This window comes from Aquipseudomonas alcaligenes NBRC 14159, assembly GCF_000467105.1.
Classification (GTDB): Bacteria; Pseudomonadota; Gammaproteobacteria; order Pseudomonadales; family Pseudomonadaceae; genus Aquipseudomonas; species Aquipseudomonas alcaligenes.
In genome coordinates this window covers 13,761-35,571 of sequence record NZ_BATI01000024.1, presented here as the reverse complement: position 1 = coordinate 35,571, position 21,811 = coordinate 13,761, and the positions used below count along the sequence as shown (strand labels likewise).

Annotated in this window: 17 protein-coding genes and 1 pseudogene; 10 read left to right on the top strand and 8 right to left on the bottom strand. The window is 59.0% G+C overall.

The window, feature by feature from the left end; genetic code table 11:
* Window positions 1-73: 73 nt before the first annotated feature.
* Window positions 74-328, top strand: coding sequence for a helix-turn-helix transcriptional regulator (locus PA6_RS13785; protein WP_021701545.1), 255 nt, complete (start codon window positions 74-76; stop codon window positions 326-328).
* Window positions 329-649: 321 nt separating this feature from the next.
* Window positions 650-1,621: an inovirus-type Gp2 protein gene (locus PA6_RS13780; protein ID WP_021701544.1), complete on the top strand. Its 972-nt coding sequence runs from the start codon at window positions 650-652 to the stop codon at window positions 1,619-1,621.
* 13 nt (window positions 1,622-1,634) lie between these two features.
* Here the strand turns inward: PA6_RS13780 and umuC are convergent, their stop codons facing one another.
* From umuC to PA6_RS13765, 3 genes are all read right to left on the bottom strand, one after another.
* The gene (umuC, locus tag PA6_RS13775; protein ID WP_021701543.1) at window positions 1,635-2,909 is read right to left on the bottom strand and encodes a translesion error-prone DNA polymerase V subunit UmuC; all 1,275 of its coding nucleotides are present in this window, start codon (window positions 2,907-2,909) and stop codon (window positions 1,635-1,637) included.
* Window positions 2,902-3,339 (bottom strand): LexA family protein, encoded by a 438-nt coding sequence (locus PA6_RS13770; protein WP_021701542.1) that lies wholly within the window; start codon window positions 3,337-3,339, stop codon window positions 2,902-2,904. The genes umuC and PA6_RS13770 overlap by 8 nt, the downstream gene beginning before the upstream one ends.
* A 332-nt stretch (window positions 3,340-3,671) precedes the next feature.
* Complete coding sequence (locus tag PA6_RS13765) at window positions 3,672-4,547, bottom strand: helix-turn-helix transcriptional regulator (RefSeq protein ID WP_021701541.1); 876 nt, start codon at window positions 4,545-4,547, stop codon at window positions 3,672-3,674.
* A gap of 138 nt (window positions 4,548-4,685) precedes the next feature.
* On the opposite strand from PA6_RS13765, the gene PA6_RS13760 reads away from it, so the two are divergent.
* From PA6_RS13760 to PA6_RS13730, 8 genes and pseudogenes are all read left to right on the top strand, one after another.
* Window positions 4,686-5,354, top strand: a complete 669-nt coding sequence (locus PA6_RS13760; RefSeq protein ID WP_021701540.1) for an OB-fold protein — start codon at window positions 4,686-4,688, stop codon at window positions 5,352-5,354.
* Window positions 5,355-5,513: 159 nt separating this feature from the next.
* A pseudogene (locus PA6_RS23415) lies at window positions 5,514-5,897 on the top strand (NUDIX hydrolase); the annotation flags it as partial.
* A gap of 106 nt (window positions 5,898-6,003) precedes the next feature.
* On the top strand, window positions 6,004-6,459 hold the full coding sequence (gene brxF, locus PA6_RS13755; RefSeq protein ID WP_021701538.1) for a BREX-3 system P-loop-containing protein BrxF: 456 nt from the start codon (window positions 6,004-6,006) through the stop codon (window positions 6,457-6,459).
* A 39-nt stretch (window positions 6,460-6,498) separates the two neighbouring features.
* Window positions 6,499-10,239 (top strand): DUF6079 family protein, encoded by a 3,741-nt coding sequence (locus PA6_RS13750; protein ID WP_021701537.1) that lies wholly within the window; start codon window positions 6,499-6,501, stop codon window positions 10,237-10,239.
* Window positions 10,240-10,285: 46 nt separating this feature from the next.
* Window positions 10,286-13,075 carry a DNA methyltransferase gene (locus tag PA6_RS13745; RefSeq protein WP_021701536.1) on the top strand — a complete coding sequence of 930 codons (2,790 nt, stop codon included), beginning with the start codon at window positions 10,286-10,288 and terminating at the stop codon, window positions 13,073-13,075.
* A gap of 2 nt (window positions 13,076-13,077) precedes the next feature.
* Window positions 13,078-15,906, top strand: coding sequence for a DEAD/DEAH box helicase (locus PA6_RS13740; protein WP_021701535.1), 2,829 nt, complete (start codon window positions 13,078-13,080; stop codon window positions 15,904-15,906).
* Window positions 15,903-17,918 carry a BREX-3 system phosphatase PglZ gene (gene pglZ / locus PA6_RS13735; RefSeq protein WP_021701534.1) on the top strand — a complete coding sequence of 672 codons (2,016 nt, stop codon included), beginning with the start codon at window positions 15,903-15,905 and terminating at the stop codon, window positions 17,916-17,918. Before PA6_RS13740 ends, pglZ begins: the two co-directional genes overlap by 4 nt.
* Window positions 17,915-18,637 carry a hypothetical protein gene (locus tag PA6_RS13730; RefSeq protein WP_021701533.1) on the top strand — a complete coding sequence of 241 codons (723 nt, stop codon included), beginning with the start codon at window positions 17,915-17,917 and terminating at the stop codon, window positions 18,635-18,637. Before pglZ ends, PA6_RS13730 begins: the two co-directional genes overlap by 4 nt.
* A 9-nt stretch (window positions 18,638-18,646) precedes the next feature.
* On the opposite strand, the gene PA6_RS13725 is transcribed toward PA6_RS13730, so the two are convergent.
* From PA6_RS13725 to PA6_RS13710, 5 genes are all read right to left on the bottom strand, one after another.
* A complete protein-coding gene (locus tag PA6_RS13725) occupies window positions 18,647-18,949 on the bottom strand; it encodes a hypothetical protein (protein ID WP_021701532.1) in 303 nt (100 codons plus the stop codon).
* A 122-nt stretch (window positions 18,950-19,071) separates the two neighbouring features.
* Window positions 19,072-19,236, bottom strand: coding sequence for a hypothetical protein (locus PA6_RS23835; RefSeq protein ID WP_021701531.1), 165 nt, complete (start codon window positions 19,234-19,236; stop codon window positions 19,072-19,074).
* Between the two features lie 9 nt (window positions 19,237-19,245).
* Window positions 19,246-19,743, bottom strand: a complete 498-nt coding sequence (gene radC, locus PA6_RS13720; RefSeq protein WP_021701530.1) for a RadC family protein — start codon at window positions 19,741-19,743, stop codon at window positions 19,246-19,248.
* Window positions 19,715-20,665, bottom strand: a complete 951-nt coding sequence (locus PA6_RS13715; RefSeq protein ID WP_021701529.1) for a recombination directionality factor — start codon at window positions 20,663-20,665, stop codon at window positions 19,715-19,717. The genes radC and PA6_RS13715 overlap by 29 nt, the downstream gene beginning before the upstream one ends.
* A 91-nt stretch (window positions 20,666-20,756) precedes the next feature.
* The gene (locus tag PA6_RS13710; RefSeq protein ID WP_021701528.1) at window positions 20,757-21,761 is read right to left on the bottom strand and encodes a YqaJ viral recombinase family nuclease; all 1,005 of its coding nucleotides are present in this window, start codon (window positions 21,759-21,761) and stop codon (window positions 20,757-20,759) included.
* Window positions 21,762-21,811 lie beyond the last annotated feature (50 nt).

The following is a 21,811-nucleotide window of genomic DNA, read 5'->3' as shown; positions in this document are numbered from 1 at the left end:
CTTGGGTAGGCTTCAGTCGGTTAATTTTTGACAGACCCAGCACATCCTCTGAGCCATAGAGAGGAGCCTGCTCATGCGTATAATGCGATTAAAAGAAGTACTCGATACGACCGGTCTTGCCAGGTCAACTATTTACAAATACATCGCGGACGGAATCTTCCCCAAGCCTGTGAGTCTGGCCCCTGGCGGTATAGATGTGCCGAATACCCGAGGCGTGGGCTGGATCCAATCGGAAGTCGAAGATTGGATCCTGGCAAGAATCGAGGAGCGGGATATGGCTGAGGGATCCGCCACACGTCCAAGCAACCATCTGAGCGTCGCCAAGTAAACTTTCCGCCATGACCGGCTTCGGCTGGTCATGGCGCTTATGCCGTTCTGGTAGGGCTCTGCTCTCAGCTAACTCCCCCAGCGCTCAGTACGGAAAATCTCTCGACAGGCTTGGCAATGATGCTCCCCATTGCCCGGCCTGATCGGGAGGGGCGGCTCTGGTTAGGGCTGCATCTATTGATATAGCTATTAACTATCTACTCTTAATAATCAATAGTAACCACCACTACCTATCACCACTGACTACACCAGCGGGAGAGACCAGTAAAAAGAAACACATCACGTACCTGGTATGCACCATCAACCAACCAGGTACTGCACCATGACCAACCGCAAGCACAACACCCACCTCTCACAGTCAGACATAGCCCTGCAGATCGACGCACTCGTCCAGGCTATCGAGTACAGCGATACACCTGCATACCGGATCACGCACAAACGTTCAGGCTATGAGCGTGTCGAGCGGACCAGACTGTCCCACCACTTCACCCACGTGCAGCAGATGTGCAACCTGTTTGATGATCGAGTGCCATACGACTACAGCGAGCACCTGTTAGCGTTCCGGGAAGCCTGTGACGACGTTGGTCTTCAGCGCTCACCCAATGGTCCCGTCTGCATGAGCGAGACGGGTACTTACTGGCTCAGTTATGAGCAGAGCATGAACGTCCTGACCGAGCGGATCCGCGAGTTGACCCGTCAGCGGTGGTATCAGCGCAAAGCTGGGGATCGAGCCTACGAGGCACGCAAGCAGGCGAAGGAGATCATCGCTTACAACGATGCAGTGATGAGCCTTTACTCACGCACTACGATCATCCGGCTGGACCTTTACTACCGCACTGAAGCCCAGGCCAGGCAGCGAGTCGAGCAGGTATTCGATCACCTGGATGATCTGATCTATGAGCACAGCCGTAATCCGATATTCGAGCACCTGATTGGCTACACCTACTCAGTCGAGCAGGGGGAGTGCAAGAAGGGGCGGGGGTACCACATCCATGCGGCCTACTACTTCAATGGCAACATAGTGTGCCGGGATGTCTGTAAGGCAACTAGGATCGGCAAGCTGTGGGAGGAGATCACTCGTCGTCAGGGTTATGCCCACAGCTGCAACCATGACAAGGATCAGTACGGCGACAAGCTCGGCATCGGCCAGATCCATAGGGATGATCAGTCGAAGCGGCCTAATACCCACGAGGCAATGAGGTACCTGGTCAAAGACGATCAGCACCTGCGTGTGAAGCCTGCAGGGGCTCGTTGCCTGCGTAAGGGGGCTCTGAACCGTGTTCGTCGCATATAAGTGAACGGGAAAGCTACGTGGCCTTTGCAACCATCAGCTCAGACCAGCGGGTGGTGTATGCGGGGGAGAGCAATTCTCTTCGCATAGCCCACTCGGTTGGCTTTGCGATGCGTCCTGGCTGCAGCGTGCCGCGTCCCCAGCGATTGTTGATCGCGTCCATTGTGTTCATCAGTCGCTCGGTTTTCACGGGCTGCTCGGGAGCAAACAGATCCGGCGTGTATTCGTTCTTGTGACACAGATCCAGCAGCATCACCTGAGCTTTGGCGTAGCTGAAGCCCTCGCGGTATAGCTGCTTCAGCCCAGCCTGAACAGCCTTGATGATCAGTCTACTGTCGTCGGTCGGGTAGGGCAGTTGGCAGAGGATGCCATTGGCATATTTGGCTTCAGTGGGGTTGAACATGCCAGTGCGCAAGCTGACTCGTACCTGCCGGCATAGCGACTCTTGCTTGCGCAGCTTTTCAGCTGCGCGCGTGGCGTAGCTGGTGACGGCCTCCTGGATAGGCGCTAGCTCGCGCAGCCGCTTGCCAAATGAGCGGCTGGAGCAGATCTCCTGCTTGGGCTCGATCTCGTTCTCGATCTCCAAGCACGCCACCCCGCGCAGCTCGCGCACGGTTTTCTCGATCACGACATTGAATCGTTTGCGCAGTGTCCAGGCATCCATCTGTGCCAAGTCCCAAGCGGTTTTGATCTGCATACCTTCCAGGTGCGCACGCATGCGGGGACCAACGCCCCAGACTTCTTCTACGGGCATGGCCTTGAGCAGCTTGTCGCGCCGCACGGGGTCACGGATGTCCACGACACCTCCGGTTTGCTTCTGCCAGCGCTTAGCAGCGTTATTGGCGAGCTTGGCCAGTGTCTTGGTGGTGGCAATGCCAATGCCGACGGGGATACCGGTCTTCTGCCTGATCTCTGCCTGCACCTGGCGGCCTATCGACTCCAGCGGCTCGGGCAGCCCGGTCATATCGGCAAAGGCCTCATCGATGCTGTAGACCTCGATGCTTGGAAAGCAGGCCTCTAGGATCGTCATCACACGCTCGCTCATGTCGCCATAGAGGGCGTAGTTGCTGCTGAAGGCGACGATGCCGTGGCGCTTGAGGTCGCCCCTGATCTCGTGGAACAGGGCGCCCATTTTCACGAACGGCTTAGCATCGGCAGAGCGAGCAATCACGCAGCCGTCGTTGTTGCTGAGCACGACGATGGGCGTTCGCAACAGGTCAGGGCGAAACACGCGCTCGCAACTGGCGTAGAAGCTGTTGCAGTCGACCAGTGCGTATACCGGCTCAGCCATGGATGAGGTGATTCCGCAGGCTGTGAGTGACGACGCCCCAGATCGTCAGCTCATCGTTTTCCAGGATGTAACGCGGAGAGTAGGCCGGGTTCTCCGACTGCAGGATGAACTGGCCCTGTTCCTGGGTCAGGCGCTTTACCAGGACATCGCCGTTTAGGCAGGCAACGACCACATGGCCCGGTTTTGCTGGGATGGCGCGGCTGACGATCAGATGGTCACCGTCGAAGATGCCAGCCCCAGTCATGCTGTCACCACTCACTGCGACCACATAGGTGTGCGTAGCTTGCAGATCTAGCAGAGCATCAAGCGATAGCTTGTGCTCCATGTGATCAAGCGCAGGGCTGGGAAAGCCAGCCGGAACGCGTGCATCAAAGAGGGGAAGGGCTGTGCTGCTGCTCTGAAGCGGGCCGAGGATAAGTGCGGTGCTCATGACGGGTCGTCCGTTAACTGTATTTATATACAGTAATAAGCGCTCCGCCATCCAGGCAAGGTGCGTTCGTCGCCGGTGTCTGGGGTATGCACGGATTGTTTACAGGCGAAATGTAGACAGATCGCGCTGTCGGGATGTTATCGCTAGGTTGGTCAAAACCGACCAGGAGGATCTCCTATGAGCTTGCTACCTACCCTTAACGATCTTTTGCCGCTGGCGCTGTTGCTGCCTGCACTGCTCGGGCTGGCCAAGCTGGCCTACGGCGGCACGACTGATTGAGAGATAGCCTCGCCTGGCGGCATCGACTCAAAGCCAGGCGTGCCTGCCGTTAGTCAGTGATACAGCCAGGGCTGTAGCTCTTCCAGGTTGGCGACCACGATCTGCTGAGCCGTGGCCTTGGCATGCACCTTGGTCGGATCGATCTGGTAGCGCTGCAGCACGTACTGCACCAACGCACCTCGTGTCTCGATCACCAGCTGTCCGTCACGCATGCCGTAGTCGGCTTCGATAATCGCGCGCTGCTCCAGCTTGAGACGAGAATCCGGTTCAATGATGACCTGCACCTGACTGTTCCAGCCCGGATCCTGCTCACGGGTGTTTTCGGTTTCGTCGTCCATTAACTCTGGCTCACTACGAAAGCGGCTGAGCACAAAGTCCCGGTAATCTCGATTCTTCTCGCAATAGGCGCGCACGTGCCAGCGCATACCGGTGTAGATCAGCGTATGCGGCGCGATCAGGCGGGTTTCGCCGTCCGGCGTCGTGAAGGACACATACTCGCACTCCAGTCGCAGCCCATCGCGGCAGGCCTTGAGTAGTGGGCGCAGCACCTCCGGGCGCACTGAGCGATCCGGCACATCCAGTACCTCAGTGTGCGCATAGGCCAATGCCAGCCCTTCAACATACGGTGCACGGTCGTGACTCTCGTTGAGCAAGTGCAGGTAGGCGCTGGCGCTGTCATCGATAAACAGCGGTTTGAAGTGGCGGCTTAGCACATACCCCTTCAAATGCTTGTCGTATTCCAGGTTCTTCGGCGCGTAGTCGGTGATGTAGGAATTGATGTCCTTCGACGCCTGCTGCCTGCTGATACCGAAGCTCTGCATCAGATGCCCGGTGGTTAAACGTCCTTCCCACCACACCACCGTTTCGATCAGGCGATAGCGCAGCGCCAGATCCCAGCGCACGGACTCGATTTCCTGTTTGCGTTTCATCCCGGCCTCACTTGCTCGAAAACTTTACCTGTACGAACGCACACTCTAGATGCGTCAAGCCACGCTACATATCTTGATCCTGACAAACAAGTCGGCCAATCCAGGCCGGCTCAGGAAGTGCAATCAAGGAGTAGTGAAATGGCATTGATCAACTGCAACGAGTGCGACCGCATGGCCAGCGACCAGGCTGCTGCCTGTCCGCATTGTGGTGCGCCTATCGCTAAGCAGACTGCCGCCGTTCAAATGCATCCCGCCCAACCCGCAAGCCGTAATGTCGGCTTCTGGCTGGGCGTCGGGATTTTCCTTTTTCCGATCATTTTTGTCTGGTTCCTGCTGCGCCAGGGGCATAGCACTGCCAGCCGGATAGTCGGTTTTGCATGGCTGGCGCTGATGCTGGTTGCGATGGCTTCAGGGGAGCGTCCGTCCGGCAAGGCTGCTGCGCCCACGACTAGCCAGAGTCAGCCTGCAGAGGTGGCAGCCCCGGTTGTACCCGTGTTTGAAGTAAGCGCTCAGCAACTGGCTCAGGCGTATGACCGCAATACGGTCGCAGCCGATCAGCAGTTCAAAGGTAAGCGCTTCAAGGTCACTGGCGTGGTGGAGTCGATCAATACCGATCTGTTCGGTAATCCTTACGTCACCCTGCGTGGCGGGGTAAACCAGTTCATGGAGCCGCAATTCCAGCTCGATGACGCCCATGCCAACTACGCCGCAGGCCTGCAGAGCGGTATGCGCATCAGCTTGATCTGCATTGGGGGCGGTGATGTGGCCAAGACGCCAATGTCGAAAGGCTGCGTGCCGGCAAATTGACCTGGATACCAGAGAGCGCCGAGCATGTTTTACCTAGCATGGATGAATTGAAGGGGAAGCACCATGACCTGGAGTATCGATAAGGCCTCAGCCTACGGTGGCATTCCTCTGATCCGTACCGGTCAGATCCTCTAGCGCGAACCGGCCAACCACTTCGCTGGCTATGTTTGGACCTTTGCTAGAAGCACGCCAGAGGCAGGGGATACACCGGAGATGACGGCACTGCGAGAAGTCAGGGAGACTGGCTACGAGGTAGAGATCGTTGATGTCTTGCCAGGGCTATTTAAAGGCGGCTTGAGTACCAATGCCTATTTTGTCATGCGTCATATCGGCCCACAGGGCAAATTCGACTGGAAAACCCAGGCTACCCGTTGGGTTGATTTTGAACAGGCGGAAGCGCTGATTGGGCTGACGCACAACCCCACTGGGCGGTTGCGGGATCTGGCTCTCGGAACACATGGTCGCAGTGTCAAGGCTGTACGTGGGCCGGATTACTGGTGCTTTCAAGGAGAGACATTGGCTGAATTGAGGCGCAGGAAATGAACTAGAAGTATTGCGCTCAGCTCAGCAGTCGCTGTTCTTATATCGTAAAGTGATAAGATTTCACTCCGATCTGTCAACTGTGGTCGGCCCAGGAAAGGGAATTAGTGTGCTGACAAAACTCGAACGGCTCATCGGCGAAATCGGCGACCTAAACAGCAAGTTGATCCTGCTGGTTGGTCCCAGCCGCAGTGGCAAGACCCAACTCCTTCGCCAGCTCTGCGCCAAGCTCAATATCGAGCCGCTCAACGTTGGCCTGGAGCTGGGACGCCGTTTGGCCGCCACGCCAAACAGTAAGCGTGGCTTCTATGCCGGTGAGCTCCTGCGGGAGATCGCGGACAGGGAACGCACTGAAGATCCGCTGTTGCTCGACAACCTCGAGTTATTGTTCGAGCCCAGCCTGCAGATCAACCCGCTTGACCTCGTCAGGCGGCTGGCTCATTCCAAGCGCGTCGTGGCTGTCTGGCCTGGCGAGCTGCGCGGCGACCGCTTGGTGTACGCGGACATGAGCCATCCAGAACATCGTGACTACAGCCGCGACGGTGCGGTTGTATTAGAAATTTGACCTGAATTTGAAAGTAGAGAGCAGGGAAGAGAGAACCATATGGCCAAGAACATGAAATACGGGGATCTGATTCAGTTCGAGCAGATCGAGTCAGTCATTCAGCTGCTCGATGCCGGGCGCCCAGACGAGGCCAAAAAGCTCGTCGCGACCTACGTCATCTCCGACGACATGGCCGAGCGGATCTCCAAGCTCATGGTTCCTCAGCTCAGTTTCGACGACTCCGTCGATCACAAGGGCGTGCTCATCGTCGGCAACTACGGTACCGGTAAGTCGCACTTGATGTCGGTGCTGTCGCTGGTGGCTGAGGACGCTGCCTACGCGCCGATGATCCGACACCCCAAGGTCGCCGAGGCGGTTGCCCCGATCGCTGGCCGCTTCAAAGTGCTGCGCATCGAGGTGGGCGGGCTGCAGATGCCGCTGCGCCAGATCATCACCCTGCAGCTTGAACGCTTCCTTGAAAAGCTCGGCGTCGACTACACCTTCCCGACCGCGGACAAGGAGCTCAACAACAAGGACTCCTTCGAGGAGATGATGGCCGCGTTCGGCGAGAAATTCCCGGACCAGGGCGTGCTGCTGGTGGTCGACGAGTTCCTGGAGTACCTGCAGTCCCGCCGCGATCACGAGCTCGTGCAGGATCTGGCCATCCTGCGTCAGATCGGTGAAGTCACTAAGCACCTGAAGTTCCGCTTCGTGGCCGGTGTGCAGGAAGCCATCTTCGACAGCGTGCGTTTCCAGCATGTGGCCGACAGCATGCGCCGCGTCAACGAGCGCTTCACCCAGATCCTGATCGACCGCCAGGACGTCAGCTTCGTCGTCTCCGCGCGCCTGCTCAAGAAGACGGCTGACCAGCAAAACAAGATCCGCGAATACCTGACGCCGTTCGCCAAGTTCTACGGCTCCATGAACGAGCGCATGGACGAGTACGTGCGGTTGTTCCCGGTTCACCCGGATTACCTGAAGACCTTCGAGCAGATCCATTTCACCGAGAAGCGCGGCGCGCTCAAGACCATCGAGGCCGCCATGCTGGCCATCCTCGACCAGGAAGTGCCCGCCGACAAACCGCTGTTCATCAGCTACGAGAGCTTCTGGAACACCATCAAGGCCAACTCGGTCCTGCGCGCTGACCCCAATATCAAGGAAGTCATGCGCGTCTCCGAGGTGCTGGAGTCCCGCGTGCAGCAGGCCTTCACGCGCCCGGCCTACAAAGCCATGGCGCAGCGGGTCATCAACGCGCTGGCCGTCCACCGGCTGACCACGGGCGGCGACATCCATGTGCCCATCGGCCCCACGGCCGCCGAGCTGCGCGATGCCCTGTGTCTGTTCCAGCCGGGCGTGGAAGACATGCCGGGCGATCCGGCCGAGAACCTGTTGTCGATGGTGCAGACCGTGCTGCGCGAGGTGCTCAAGACCGTCAACGGCCAGTTCATCTCCAAGGCACCGGACACCGAGCAGTACTACCTCGACCTCAAGAAAGACATCGACTACGACGCGCAGATCGAGAAGCGCGCCGAAGCCCTGTCCGACGACGCGCTGGATCGCGCCTACTACAGCGCCATCAAGGCGCTGATGGAATGCAGCGACGATCTGCGTTACCCCGGCTTCCAGATTTGGCAGTACCAGATCGAGTGGCAGGAGCGCCGCGTCGAGCGCATGGGCTACCTGTTCTTTGGCGCCCCGAATGACCGGCCCACGGCCCAGCCCGAGCGCGATTTCTACATCTACTTCATCCAGCCATTCGACAAGCCGAAGTTCAGCGACAACAACCTGGCCGACGAAGTGTTCTTTCGCCTGAAGTCACCGGACGAGGACTACAAGCGCCACCTGTCGCAATACGCTGCGGCACTGGATCTGGCCTCCACCGCCAGCGGTGGCGCGAAGGCCATCTACCTGTCCAAGGCGCAGGACTCACTGCGGTCTATGAGCAAGTGGCTGCAGGAAAAGCAGATGACCGCATTCGAGGTCACCTACCAGGGCAAGACCAAGACGCTGCAGGACTGGTCAAAGGGCGTGTCCCTGCGCGACCGCGCGCGACTGGGTCCGGATGAGCGCATCAACTTCCGCGACGTGGTGAACATCGTCTCCGGCCTGGCACTGGGCCAGCGCTTTGCCGACATCTCACCCGACTACCCCACCTTCTCGGTGCTGGTCACCGAGGCCAACCGCAAGCAACTGGTGGGCAATGCCCTGCGCGCCCTAGCCGGAGGCACCCGCACCAAGGACGCCGCTGCCATCCTCGATGCCCTGGAGCTGCTCGATGGTGACCGTGTCGATCCCGCCAACTCCCGCTACGCGCAGGAGGTGCTGAACCGACTCAAGGCCAAGGGCCACGGCCAGGTGCTCAACCGCAGCGAACTGCTGTCGGGCACGTCTGATGTGGAATATTTCGCCCCGATCAAGTACCGGCTGGAGCCAGATCTGCTGGTTACGGTGCTGGGTGGCCTGGTCTACTCCGGCGACATCGTGCTGTCGATCACCGGAGACAAGATCGACTCCGGCAAGCTGGTGCAACTCGCAGAGCGTTCGCTGGAAGAGCTCAAGCAGTTCAAGCACGTCGAGGCGCCCAAGGAGATTAACCTCGCGGTGCTGCGTGCCTTGTTCGAGTTGTTCGACCTACCGTCCGGTCTGGCCCAGAAGGCCAGCCAGGGCGACACCGAGCCGGTCATCAAACTGCAGGAGAAAGTCAGCGCGCTGGTACCGCGTGTGCTCAAGGCTGGCTCCGACCTGCAGCAAGGCAAGCTCGGCTTCTGGGGCCAGAACCTGCTTCGTGAAGAAGAAGCCAAGGACTGGCACGCCCGGCTGGATTCGCTGAAGAAGTTCACGGAGTCGCTGGCGCCGTACAACACCGTCGGCAAGCTCAAGAACCTGCGCGTCACGCAGGAAGACCTGGACAGCCAGAAGAAGAATCTGGAGATCCTGGCCGCCGTCGAGCGTCTGCTCGAACTGGTGGTGGAGTTGGGCAGCACGGCGTCCTACCTCTCGCAGGCCGAGATGGTGTTGCCCGCCGAGCATCCGTGGGTGAAGCAGGCAGAGGCGGCCCGCAAGGCCCTGCAGGAAAAGCTGAGCCAAGACCGCACGGCCGAGCACGCTTCCGAATACCGGCAGACGCTCAACCAGCTCAAGAAGGACTACATCACCGCCTACATCGCCAGCCACAGCAAGGCGCGGCTGGGTGTGGCCGAGGACAAGACCCGCAACGCCCTGCGCAAGGACGACCGCCTGCTGGCGCTGCGGGTGCTCGCCGGCGTGTCGCTAATGCCCACCAGCCAGCTCACCGCGTTCGAGGAGTCCCTCAACGGCCTGAAGAGTTGTTCCTCGCTGGATGAGCCGACGCTGATCACGGCCGCCGTTTGCCCGCACTGCCAGTTCCGCCCTTCTGCCGAGCAGTTGGAGCTGATCCCGGCAGCCAACCGCCTGCACAAGCTGGATGACGATCTGGATCAGTTGATGACCAACTGGCAGCAGACTCTGCTGGAGAACCTGGAAGACCCATTCACGCAGGACAGCCTGGGATTATTGCCGCCCGCGTCCAAGAAACTGATCGACGCCTTCCTCACCTCACGCAAGTTGCCAGACCCGATGACCACGGAGTTCGCCAATGCCGTGCAAGAGGCGCTGTCGGGGCTGGAGAAGATCGCGGTCAAGGGCGACGAGATCAAGCAGGCGCTACTGCAAGGCGGCTCGCCGGCCACGCCGGACGACCTTCGCAAGCGCTTCGATACCTTCATGAACGAGCGCTGCAAGGGCAAGGATTCGACCAAGCTGCGCTTCGTGATCGAGTGACACGGTGATGGCTCGACCATGACAACAAGAATTTGAGGAACGACTGATGAGTGACCTATTCCAGAACCATGCGGCCAAGTCAGGCCCGGTTGAATGCCTCGGGCAAACGTTCCCGAGCGACGAGGCTCGCCGCGAGCACTACCTGAAGTTGCTTGCCGAGAAACTTAAAGATCCAGTGTTCCGGAAGATCGAAGGTTTTCCAATCGGGACAGACGAAGCCATCCTCGCGCTATCCGATCCGCCGTATTACACGGCATGCCCCAATCCATTCATCCGAGAATTTCTGGAACTTTATGGAACGACGTATCAAAACAGCGCAACGGCAATAAAGGAGCCATACGCGGCAGATGTTAGCGAAGGGAAGAATGATCCCATATATAACGCCCACAGCTATCACACGAAGGTCCCCCATAAGGCAATCATGCGGTACCTGCTTCATTACACAAATCCGGGCGATATAGTTTTCGATGGATTTTGTGGAACTGGAATGACGGGTGTTGCTGCTCAACTCTGTGGAGAAATTTCTGCAGTAGAGGCTCTAGGTTATAGAGTGTTACCCGATGGAAAGATTGCAGAGCAGAGAAATGACGGCACTAAAAATGCGTGGGTTCCTTTCTCTACAATTGGTGAGAGGAAGGCCGTTCTAAGTGACCTATCAACGGTCGCAACATTCATTGCCTCAAACTTCACGACGCCGCTGGATGCCGATTCGTTTTCGCATGATCTCGATCGCGTGCTGCACGCCGCTGAATCAGATCTAGGTTGGATGTACGAAACACTACATACCGACAAAAAGACAAAAGGGACGATCAACTACACGATATGGTCCGATGTTTTTTCCTGCCCTCAATGTGCTGGTGAAGTTGTCTTTTGGGATGCTGCAATTGATCAAGTCGCAGGGAAATTGCGCGATGTGTTCGACTGTCCACATTGCGGGGCGAACTTATCAAAGAAGGGACTTGAACGAGCAAGCTTTACAGGCATTGATGCCAGCACAGCGAAGCCACACATTCAAGCAAAGCAGATCCCTGTTTTGATTAATTACAGCATCGGTAATAAGCGATTTGAGAAGCGCGTAGATAGCTACGACCTGCAAGTCATAGATCGGATCGATCGTATTGGTATAGAAAATTGGTTCCCGGACGATCGAATGATTGAGGGCTCTGAAAGCCGTAGAAATGATCCTTTTGGGCTAACAAATGTTCATCATTTCTACACTCGAAGAAACTTGCTTGCGCTTTCTAAAATATGGGCGCTTTGCGCGACGTTTAAGGATGCGAATCATGCGAAATTCGCCTTCACATCCGCGCACCAGTACGTTAATCGCCTCTGCAGGCTACATATCGGGAATCACTTCAACAAGAAGGGCGGAACTGTCGATAAGCCACTTGAGGGAACGCTCTACCTTCCATCGATTTCCCTCGAGGTTAATCCCATTGATCGTTTCAAGCTTCGCAGTAGGCTCGATAGAGCTTTGGCGACGATCAAAAATCGCTCGCTCGTTTCTACTCAGTCTTCAACGGCAATTTCCGCACCAAGCAACTCTGTCGACTACATATTCATAGACCCGCCATTTGGTGCGAACCTCAATTACTCAGAGCTGAGTTTCCTCTGGGAGTCCTGGCTTGGCGTGAAGACCAGAAACGACTTTGAGGCCATCGAAAATCGTGCGCAGGGGAAATCGATAGACGATTACCGGCACTTGATGGCCCGCTGTTTCAAGGAACTGTTTCGGATCTTAAAGCCTGGCCGCTGGATGACAGTTGAGTTCTCAAACACACAGGCGGCTGTCTGGAACACTATTCAAATCGGTCTTCAGGAAGCGGGTTTTGTCGTTGCAAACGTTTCTGCGATCGATAAGCAAAAAGGCAGCTTCAAAGCAGTAACTACTGCCACTGCCGTAAAACAGGATCTGGTCATCTCTGCATATAAACCTAATGGAGGCCTCGAGGATCGTTTTGCTGAGTCGGGCGGTACTGAGGACTCCGTATGGGATTTTGTGCGCACGCATCTTCATTACCTGCCAATAGTTAAAGTTAAGGCGGGCGAACTGGAGTTTATAGCGGAGCGAGATCCTCGGATAATTTTTGACCGAATGGTGGCTTGGTTTGTTCGGCACAACACACCGGTCCCCATGTCGTCCCAAGAGTTTCAATCTGGGCTTGCTCAGCGTTTCGTTGAGCGTGACGGTATGGTGTTCTTGTCTGAACAAGTGGCCGAGTACGACAAGAAGCGTTTGCAGGTCACTGTTGCGCCGCAGATGGAGATGTTTGTCTCTGATGAACGAAGTGCGATCGATTGGCTAACAGATTTTCTGAAGCGTCGCCCTTCGACCTACCAGGAAATCAGCCCTGAGTTCATGGGGCAGCTTGGCGCGGGTTGGAAGAAGCACGAAGCCAAACCTGAACTGTCCGCCTTGCTGGAAGACAACTTCCTGAAGTATGACGGCGCAGGTGAGGTCCCCAGCCAAATCCACAGCTACCTCTCGACCAACCACAAGGATCTGCGCGGGCTGGAGAAGAACAGTCCGGCGCTGGTGGCCAAGGCGAAAGATCGCTGGTACGTGCCCGATCCGAATAAGGCACAGGACTTGGAGAAAAAGCGTGAGAAAGCGCTGCTCAAGGAGTTCGATGCCTATCGTTCGTTCACCGGTCGCAAGATCAAAGAGTCTCGTCTGGAAGTGCTACGTGCTGGCTTCCGGGCCGCTTGGGCAGCAAAAGACTACAAAACCATCATCGGCATCGCCAATAAGCTGCCAGATGAAACGCTGCAAGAGGACGAGAAACTACTCACCCTCTATGACCTCGCGCTGACCCGTACCGAGGACGGGATCTGAACGTGGCCGGTAGCGGATTCACCATCGGCGACTGGTGCTGGTTCACCCGGCAGGCATCGCCGTGCCGGGTGATCGAGCGGCAGGATGTGTGGGGCGAGGTAGCTTACCGAGTCTGGTTGCCAGCCAAAGACGTGGTGGTGCGCGCTCGGGCGGTGGATCTGGCCTCGTTGGAAAGCGTGCGCCCGAGCGTGGAGCAGATCCTGTACACCACAGCGGCGGCCAAGCTGCTCGATGCGCTGGAGGACAACCTGCTGCTGGCGCCCATCCAGTCCAGCGTGGTGCCGCTGCCGCACCAGCTCTATGCGTTGAATCGCGCGATCAGCCGCGATCGCATCCGCTACCTGCTGGCCGATGAGGTGGGCCTCGGCAAGACCATTGAGGCCGGCTTGGTGCTGCGCGAGCTGAAGTTGCGTGGCCGGGTAAAGCGCATCCTGGTGGTGGCGCCCAAGGGGCTGGTGCGCCAGTGGCAGGCGGAAATGCGCCTGCACTTCGGCGAGAAGTTCCAGTTCATTGAGCCGTCCGAGCTGGCGGCCTTTCGCCAGTGGCGCAGCGGCGGCGCGGGTGAGGAGGAAAACCTGTGGCGCATGCACGACCAGGTGATCTGCTCGCTGGATTCGGTGAAGCCGCTGGAAGGCCGGCGCGGCTGGAGTCTGGAACAACTCAACACCTACAACCGCGAGCGCTTCGAGGACCTCATCTCGGCGTCGTGGGATCTGGTCATCATCGACGAAGCCCACCGCATGGGTGGCAGCACCGAGCAGGTGGCCCGCTACAAGCTGGGCGCTGCGCTGGCGGAGGCATCGCCCTATCTCTTGCTGCTGTCGGCCACGCCGCACCAGGGCAAGACCGACCAGTTCATGCGGCTGATGCAGTTACTGGACCGCGAAGCCTTCCCGGACGAGAGCAGCGTCAGCCACGACCGGGTGCGCCCGTTTGTGATTCGGACTGAAAAGCGGCTGTCCATCAACGCCGAGGGCCAGCCGCTGTTCAAGCCGCGTGTTACCCGGTTGCAGGCGGTCGCTTGGCAGGCCCGACACGGCGCGCAGCAGAGGCTGTACGAGGCGGTGACCGACTATGTGCGCCACGGCTACAACCAGGCGATGGCAGCCAAGCAGCGCCACATCGGCTTCTTAATGATCCTGATGCAGCGGCTGGTGACCTCCAGCACGGCAGCCATCCGCACCACGCTGGAGAAGCGCCAAGCCCTGCTCGATACGCCACAGCCGCAGGCCAACCTGTTCGAGAACACCAGCGCTGATGAGTGGGCGGATCTGGACGGCCAGTCCCAAGTGGATCTGGCCATGCAGTCCAGCGGCTGGGAGCTGGAGAAGTCAGAAGTCGAGATGCTGCTGGAGCTGGCGCGGGAAACCGAGGCCGCTGGCACTGATGCCAAGGCTGAGGCACTGCTGGAGCTGATCTACAAGCTGCAGCAAGAGGAAGGCGACCCGGCCCTGAAGGTACTGATCTTCACCGAGTTCGTGCCGACGCAAGCGATGCTGGCCGACTACCTGGAGAGCCGTGGTTTCTCTGTAGCGACGCTCAACGGCAGCATGGACCTGGAAACCCGCACCCGTGCGCAGCAGGCGTTCTCCAAGGATGTTCGCGTGCTGATTTCGACGGATGCCGGTGGCGAAGGCCTGAACCTGCAGTTCTGCCACGTCATCGTCAACTTCGACATGCCGTGGAACCCGATGCGGATAGAACAGCGCATTGGCCGGGTAGACCGCATCGGGCAGAAGCACGTGGTTCGTGCCATCAACTTCGTGCTCGAAGACACCGTGGAGCATCGCGTGCGCCAGGTGCTGGAAGAAAAGCTCGAGGTCATCGCGCAAGAGTTCGGCGTAGACAAGGCGGCCGACGTTATGGATTCGGTCGAAGCCGACCCGATCTTCGACGAACTGTTCGTGCATGGCCTGCAGAACCCGGATGCCATCGAACAAGAGTGCGACGCGGTGGTGTCGCAGCTTCGATCCACCCTGGCGGAGTCGAAGAAGAACAGCGACCTGCTCACCACCGAACACGATCTTGATGCCGACGACGCCCGTAAGTGGCGTGACCACCCGGCGCAGTTCTGGTTGGAGCGTGCCATCACCAGTGGGCTGGCCGCCCGGGGTGGCTCGGCCGCCAAGATGGGCAATGCATGGCGGGTGAAGTGGGTCGACGGCAGCGAATCGGCGCAGGCTTGTTTTGACGCCCGCACCGCCGATGAAAACCCGGAACTGGAATGGGTCACGATGGAAGACCCACGGGCCCGGGCGGTGATCAGCGAGTTGCCACGCTTTGTCGCTGGCCAACCACTGCCGGTGATCCGTGTTTCTGGTCTGCCGGATTCGGTGCGCGGCATCTGGTCGCTATGGGAGATCAGCCTGGCGGCGGAAGGCTTGAGCCGGAAGCGCTTCCTGCCGTTGTTCGTCAACGAGGAAGGTCGCCCCTTCGTACCCACTGCCAAGCGCGTGTGGGACCTACTGCTGACCGAGACCGTGGATGTTCATGCCGTGACCGGCGCCGAGGAGTCGGTGAAGTGGTTCGAGGCATCCCATGTGGCCGCCAGCGCCCAAGGCGAACGGATCTTCACCGAGCTGCTGAACGAGCACCGTGCCCGACTGAAGGAAGAACGCGAGCGTGCGGTGTATGCCTTCGAAGCCCGAGGTCAGGCCATTGGGCGAATCGGCCTGCCCGCCGTGCGCGAGCATCGGCGCAAGCGACTGCAGCAGGAACACGATGCGCGCATGGCCGCTCTCGATGACATGGAGGCCAGCGTGCCAGATTTGAATGCCGTGATGATGGTGCGCGTCTCCGGCGATGTGATGCCCGGAGGACAGGTGGGATGAGCCAGTGGTCAGAACGCATTCTCAGCCACTTCACGGCCGATCTCACCCGACTCTGGGTGGCGTGCGACCCTGATGATGTGTTGCTCGACGAGAGGCTGTTGACCGAGCTGCGCGGTCGCGGCTTCGAGCTGATGCTGTACGAGGACCCATTTGCCTTCCGCGCGGAATATGAGGAGCGTTACCGCGCCGCATGGGATCGCGGTGAGCAAGGGCCTGCGCCCTCGCTGGTTCTGCATCTGCGCAGCGCCGATGCGAATGTCTTACCGTGGGACATCGTGCATCACGGTCGTGTGGTCCGGCTCTCCCTTGCGGAGCTATTCCCGAAGCTGGCTTACAGCGCGGTACAGCAAGTCGAGCCGGAGCACTTTGCCGGGCTGTTTCTTGCCCACCAGACCGAGCTGCAGTCGGCCAGGGGCGAGAACGAGTCGAAGGACTTCATCCTCGAACACGTCTACCAATTGGCGCCGAGATCCATTCGCAACCCGGTCGACTTCTGGCGTGAGCTACTGCGAATGCACTTCGCCAACCGCTCGTTGCCACCCCTGTTCGCTCAGCACGCGGCAGGCATCATTCAGGGCAAGGGGCTGTTCACGGACCTTCCCGTCGCCACATGGCTGGCATCCAAGAGCGCGCTGCTACGCGTGGTGCAGGATGCGTGGTACCGCTATCTGACGACTCAGGGGCTGGACGGAACCCGCACTGGCGAACCGCCACCACCAGACTACGTCGCCAAGATCGAGATTCCGTTCGACCACTCCGATGTACAGGTGCTGGTCGATTCCATGTTTCTCGACGGCAGCTTGCATCCGCTGGCGGTGCACAGCGTTCCGGCGGGGATGCCGAGTTGGATCAAGGCCGGGATCGTCCAGGACCCGGCGGCACTGCAGGCCTTGGTGCTCAAAGGCATCGATGGCCTAATCGAGACGACCCCAACAGCGGCCTCTTCGCACAAGGACTGGAGTGAGTTCGCCAAACGCTACGGTGAGATCCTGGCCCGCACGCATAGTCTGCCAGGCACGGAAGGCAGCGAACACCTGCCGGTGATTCGAGAGCGGATCAAGACCTTGCAGGCGCAATCAGACGAGGGTCTGCGAGCCTGGGTCGCAGCCAAGCATTACGCCGACCTGATCCTGCAGCCGGTGACCAAAGGTCCGGTGATGGTGCACCACGTGCCACGCTTCTTGCGCCATCGGCGGTCCGCAGGGGAAACCAAGGTCGCTCTGCTGGTCTTCGACGGGCTGGCCTTCGACCAGTGGGTGCAGATCCGCGAGCGCCTGATCGCCACCACGAAACGTTTCGCCTTCGACGAGGGAACCGCGTTTGCATGGCTGCCGACTGTGACATCGGTGTCGCGCCAAGCGCTGTTCTCCGGCCTGAAACCGCGTGAGTTCGACGACTCCATCGACCGAACGGACAAGGAGGAATCCTTGTGGAAGACGTTCTGGCAGAACGAAGGCGTCAACTCGAATGAGGTGATGTACCGACGAGCGCTGCGCCAGGTTGATCAACTGGACGCGCTTGAGGCGGACTTGAACGACCGCCGTCCGAAGGTGGTGGGCCTGGTCATCGATGAGGTTGACGATCGGCTCCACAAGGAGCGGTCCAAGAAGGACGTAGCGATGTGGATCGGGAACTGGCTGACGACTGGTTTCGTCGACCGGTTGTTCTCGCTGCTGCTGGACAAGGGATACCACATCTATCTCACGGCGGACCACGGCAACGTGGAGTCCACCGGCGTCGGCAGGCCCAGCCAGGGCGTGATTGCAGAGACGCGCGGCGAGCGTGTTCGGGTCTACAGGAGTGAGCCATTGCTGGCCGATTCCGCTGCGGCCTATCCCACCACAGTCAGGTTTGACATCGCTGGACTACCCGCGAACTTCATGCCCCTATTCGCAGGCGGACGAACCGCCTTTGTGCCGGAGGGCGAGCAGGTGGTGGTCCACGGCGGGGTGTCGATCGAAGAGTTGATCGTGCCCTTTGTGAAAGTCAGTTATGTGATTGGTACCGAATGAATTCATCAGCACCAAAAATAGGCTTTGATCGGTTCATTCAGCTTGATTGGGCGGCTGCGGCGCTGAATGTTCGTGCTGGCGCAGCTGGACTAGATGATCTGAATGCACTGCTCGATGCAGCCGGACTTGGCGCGGAAGCCAAGAAGAAAACACGCACCGTACTTAACCGGCTGTGGCTGGAGCCACGTGCCGAACTGGTCGATTACGCGGATCGCGGCGTGGCCATCCACAAGACGCAGCCGAACATACCGGTCGCGGCGCTGTGCTGGGGCATGTCTGTGGCGACGTACCCGTTCTTTGGCAAGGTGGCCGAGCTGGTGGGCCGCCTGTCCGCCATCCAGGGTGATTGCGCGTCTGCCGAAGTACACCGCCGCATGAGTGAAACCTACGGAGAGCGCGAAGGCACTCGGCGCATGACCAACATGGTCATCCAGAGCCAGGCGAGCTGGGGAGCTGTGGAGCGGGTTGAGAAAGGCAAGCGCGTCATCCGACTGGCACCAACCGCGATCGTCAACGACGGACTGACGGCCTGGTTGATCGAGGCGGCCGTGCGCTACGCCGGCAAGCCCGTCTCAGTGCCCAGCCTGCAGTCGCTGCCCGTGCTGTTCCCGTTCAACTTGACGCGGCCCCTGGCCTACTTGGTGTCGAACAGCGCAAACCTGATGCTGCGGTCGGAAGGACCGAGTAACCAGTTCGTTGCTTTGCGCGACCAGCCTTGAGTATCAGCGCTAAATCCAATGAGCTGGTAAATCTATGGCGTAGTTTTTGGCAACTGTAATAAGCGTGGTGATAATTTCAGAGTGGCGTGCTTGATCGGCCGCGTTCCAGTTCGCTCTGCGTTCCAAGAGGCTTTTCAGCTCGTCCAGGTTGTACATGCCAAGCCGATGAAAATTACCCCAGCTGGGAATGCCGAATAGGTTGTAGATGACCACGGTAGCATCGCGTTCGCTTGCCAGGCGCTTTTCTCCGGTGAGCTTATCCGCTGCTGCTTCGGCCTCGTCTCGGTCGTCGTAAGTGTTGAGTAGTTTCATCGGTGCTTAGCTGTCTTTCGAATGGGCGATGGATTCTGCCTGACTGACAAAAAAAGAACAGCAAGTAGCCTGTCCAGAGAGAACTGCTTGGAAGCAGCTCTCCCTGAACATTCGCTATCAAATTAGGACCGTTGGAACCGATTGAGGATCCAGCACGCCAGCACCACAGCCACGAGCAGTGGCGGAAAGCGCACCATCAGAATCACTAGCAGCAATAACGCCAGGCAGCCAGCCAGGATCCCGGCAAACATGACCGCGGCTGCGAGCGTGCGTAGCAGTAGCTTCATTTCGCCTCCTTACAGGTAGCCCAGTTCTGCCAGTGACACGCAGCCTTCGTCCCCCACCACGATGTGATCGAGCGTGCGCACACCGACGAGATTCAGCGCGTCCTGTAGTTTCGTGGTGAGGTTACGATCCGCCATGCTGGGTTCGGGATCACCTGATGGGTGGTTGTGCACCAGGATCAAGGCGGCGGCGTTGTGCTCCAGGGCTAGTTTCACGACCTCCCTGGGGTACACGCTGGAGCCATCGAGAGTCCCCCTGAACAGCTCCTCGAACGCAATCACCCGGTGCCGGCTGTCGAGCATGAGGAGGGCGAACACCTCGTGCTCATAAGCAGCCAGCAGCGCCTGCAGATGACTGAACACCTCCTTAGGCGACGTCAGGGCGCGTCCCTTGCGTAGGCGCAGACTGGCCAGTTGCTTGGCCATCAGCAGGATGTCGTTTTCCGTCACCGGTGACTCGACCAGGTAGGTGCCGGTCGTGTCACTGGCTTTCAGCTTGTGCAGGCGCATGTCGGCCTCCTTGGTCTTGGTCTGTGGGTGGTGTTTGACGAGCAGCCTGTGCATCGAGCTTTTCAATCAGGCTGGGTTTGGTGGGGTGGAGTGAAGCGGCGGGCGCTGCTGCAGGTGCTTCACCCTCGGGGTAGAACTCCTCGACGATGGCGCTGACATCCTCCTCGCAGTCTTCAAAGGCACCATTGCCGAAGCCTCGTCTTGCTGCCTCATCCAAAGCCGCTTGATCGAAGCCCGCAGCCTGCCGTCGCGAATCGATTTCACTGGCTGTCACCAGTGCTTCAGCCATGTCCATGCCGCCGCGTACTGTCAGGTCGGCGTAGAAGATCGGTGTGCCATGGCTCTGGCGAGTGGACTTGCCACGCAGCCGCAGTTCTAGCGGCAGGCATGCCAGGCGGTTGCCTGATATGGCCTGGAAGTAATGCAACCGAGCGGCGAGGGTACGGATGCTGTTGAAGCCGGTGGTGCGAAACACAAAACTACCCAGCGGATCCTCATCACCAATCACCACATTCAGTCGGCCATAGGGCTTGCAGGCACCGCCTTTCGCCAGCGGGCAGGCATCCGGTGACGGGCATGGCATCGACTGCATGCCGTCCTGAGTGACCCGCTTGCAGGTCTCGCCATTGCCGACGCAAACCGGTCGGCCCGATTGCCGGTCGAACAGCGTGTAATCCGCGCGGAAATTCAGCTCCGGCTCGTTGAATAGTAGGCGTACTGGAATGCTGCGCAGCTTGTCGTCCTTACCGTGGCGCAGCTGGTCGTTGAGCGGGTGCAGCAGCCATCCGTCCTTGCCTTGCACTTGGGAAGTGATGGTGAACTGGTCATCTTTCTCCGGCAGGCGCTTGCCGTTCTTCTCGATGACCTTGCCGATGGAAATCCGCCCGAGTACCGGCGGAGTGATAGCCAGACCTTTGAGCATGGCTGAGTCTCCTGGAAATGAAAAAAGCCAGCCATGCAGCGCGAACTGCATGGACTGGCCGAGGGGAGGGAAGGGTTGGAAAGGCAGGGTTTCAGCCGACCAGGAAGCGTCGTGCACCCGGTTTCAGCAGTGGGTACTTGGCCTGCAGGTAGGGCTTGTCCTGGAGCAACTGCACGACATCGAGGCCGATGCTGTCCTTGGCCTTGCGCCAGGTGACATAGCCGCTGGAGAACTCCGCCCGACTCGCGTCGCCCATGGCCTGCTGCAGCATCTGCTTGAGGTCGGCCTCGCGCTTTTCCTTGTCGGCAATCGACTGACGCACGGCCTTCAGTTCAATGAAGGCTGCGGCCAGCCCTGCATGGCCACTAAAGTCGACGACCTGGCCGTTGTCCTCCGGGTAGAGGCAGCGCAGCGCCAACTCAGCGGAAGCGGTGCCATCAGCAGGTGGTGGCGTGTCGGTTTCCACGTAGTGCCAGAACTTGCGCTCCAGCTCGATCAGGCGAGCGATCATCTGCTCGTCTCGCTCAATGCGATGGATCTCCAGCGTTTGGCCACCCAGCAGAACCGCTACATCCGCCGCCTGCTTGCCAGTGACGGCGAGCTGGTGCATGACTTGCAGCTGCACATACTCAGGCACGCCCTCTTTCCAGAGGCGTGCCCCGTTTATGCCGGCTGTCTTGCATTCAAGGATCTGCACATCGTCCGCCCCGATCACCTCGCGGTCGATGTTGGCCAGCATCCAGGGCAGCTCCGGATCCGGGTGCTGCAGCACGGTGTTTATGCGCCGTACCTTGTTCTTGGTGCGCTTGCTGTAGTGCCAGGCCACGATGGGCTCCAGAACGTTGCCCCAGTACATTGGGCTTTCCTCATCCTGTGGATCGGACTTGGGCATGCCAGCATCGCGACCGGTCTTTTCCATCCACAGCTCCAGCTGCGACTTATAGGGATTGAGACCCACGGCCGCTGCTGCATCTGAGCTACCGATACCTTGCTTGCGGATCTGCAGCCAGTCCTCGCGCGGCAGCTCCTTGGTGCTGACCAGACGCAGGGCCGGGCGGGATTTGCTGGTGCTGCGATTCAATGAAATAGCTTTCATAGCGTTCACCTTGCAGAAATAGAAACGCCCGTCCTGCAGCGAAGCGGGTC

What these genes read in the sequence shown, in the direction of transcription:
- PA6_RS13785 (WP_021701545.1), top strand. Translation starts at nt 74, where the DNA reads ATGCGTATAATGCGATTAAAAGAAGTACTCGATACGACCGGTCTTGCC.
- PA6_RS13780 (WP_021701544.1), top strand. Translation starts at nt 650, where the DNA reads ATGACCAACCGCAAGCACAACACCCACCTCTCACAGTCAGACATAGCC.
- umuC (WP_021701543.1), bottom strand. Translation starts at nt 2,909, where the DNA reads ATGGCTGAGCCGGTATACGCACTGGTCGACTGCAACAGCTTCTACGCC.
- PA6_RS13770 (WP_021701542.1), bottom strand. Translation starts at nt 3,339, where the DNA reads ATGAGCACCGCACTTATCCTCGGCCCGCTTCAGAGCAGCAGCACAGCC.
- PA6_RS13765 (WP_021701541.1), bottom strand. Translation starts at nt 4,547, where the DNA reads ATGAAACGCAAACAGGAAATCGAGTCCGTGCGCTGGGATCTGGCGCTG.
- PA6_RS13760 (WP_021701540.1), top strand. Translation starts at nt 4,686, where the DNA reads ATGGCATTGATCAACTGCAACGAGTGCGACCGCATGGCCAGCGACCAG.
- PA6_RS13750 (WP_021701537.1), top strand. Translation starts at nt 6,499, where the DNA reads ATGGCCAAGAACATGAAATACGGGGATCTGATTCAGTTCGAGCAGATC.
- PA6_RS13745 (WP_021701536.1), top strand. Translation starts at nt 10,286, where the DNA reads ATGAGTGACCTATTCCAGAACCATGCGGCCAAGTCAGGCCCGGTTGAA.
- pglZ (WP_021701534.1), top strand. Translation starts at nt 15,903, where the DNA reads ATGAGCCAGTGGTCAGAACGCATTCTCAGCCACTTCACGGCCGATCTC.
- PA6_RS13730 (WP_021701533.1), top strand. Translation starts at nt 17,915, where the DNA reads ATGAATTCATCAGCACCAAAAATAGGCTTTGATCGGTTCATTCAGCTT.
- PA6_RS13725 (WP_021701532.1), bottom strand. Translation starts at nt 18,949, where the DNA reads ATGAAACTACTCAACACTTACGACGACCGAGACGAGGCCGAAGCAGCA.
- PA6_RS23835 (WP_021701531.1), bottom strand. Translation starts at nt 19,236, where the DNA reads ATGAAGCTACTGCTACGCACGCTCGCAGCCGCGGTCATGTTTGCCGGG.
- radC (WP_021701530.1), bottom strand. Translation starts at nt 19,743, where the DNA reads ATGCGCCTGCACAAGCTGAAAGCCAGTGACACGACCGGCACCTACCTG.
- PA6_RS13715 (WP_021701529.1), bottom strand. Translation starts at nt 20,665, where the DNA reads ATGCTCAAAGGTCTGGCTATCACTCCGCCGGTACTCGGGCGGATTTCC.
- PA6_RS13710 (WP_021701528.1), bottom strand. Translation starts at nt 21,761, where the DNA reads ATGAAAGCTATTTCATTGAATCGCAGCACCAGCAAATCCCGCCCGGCC.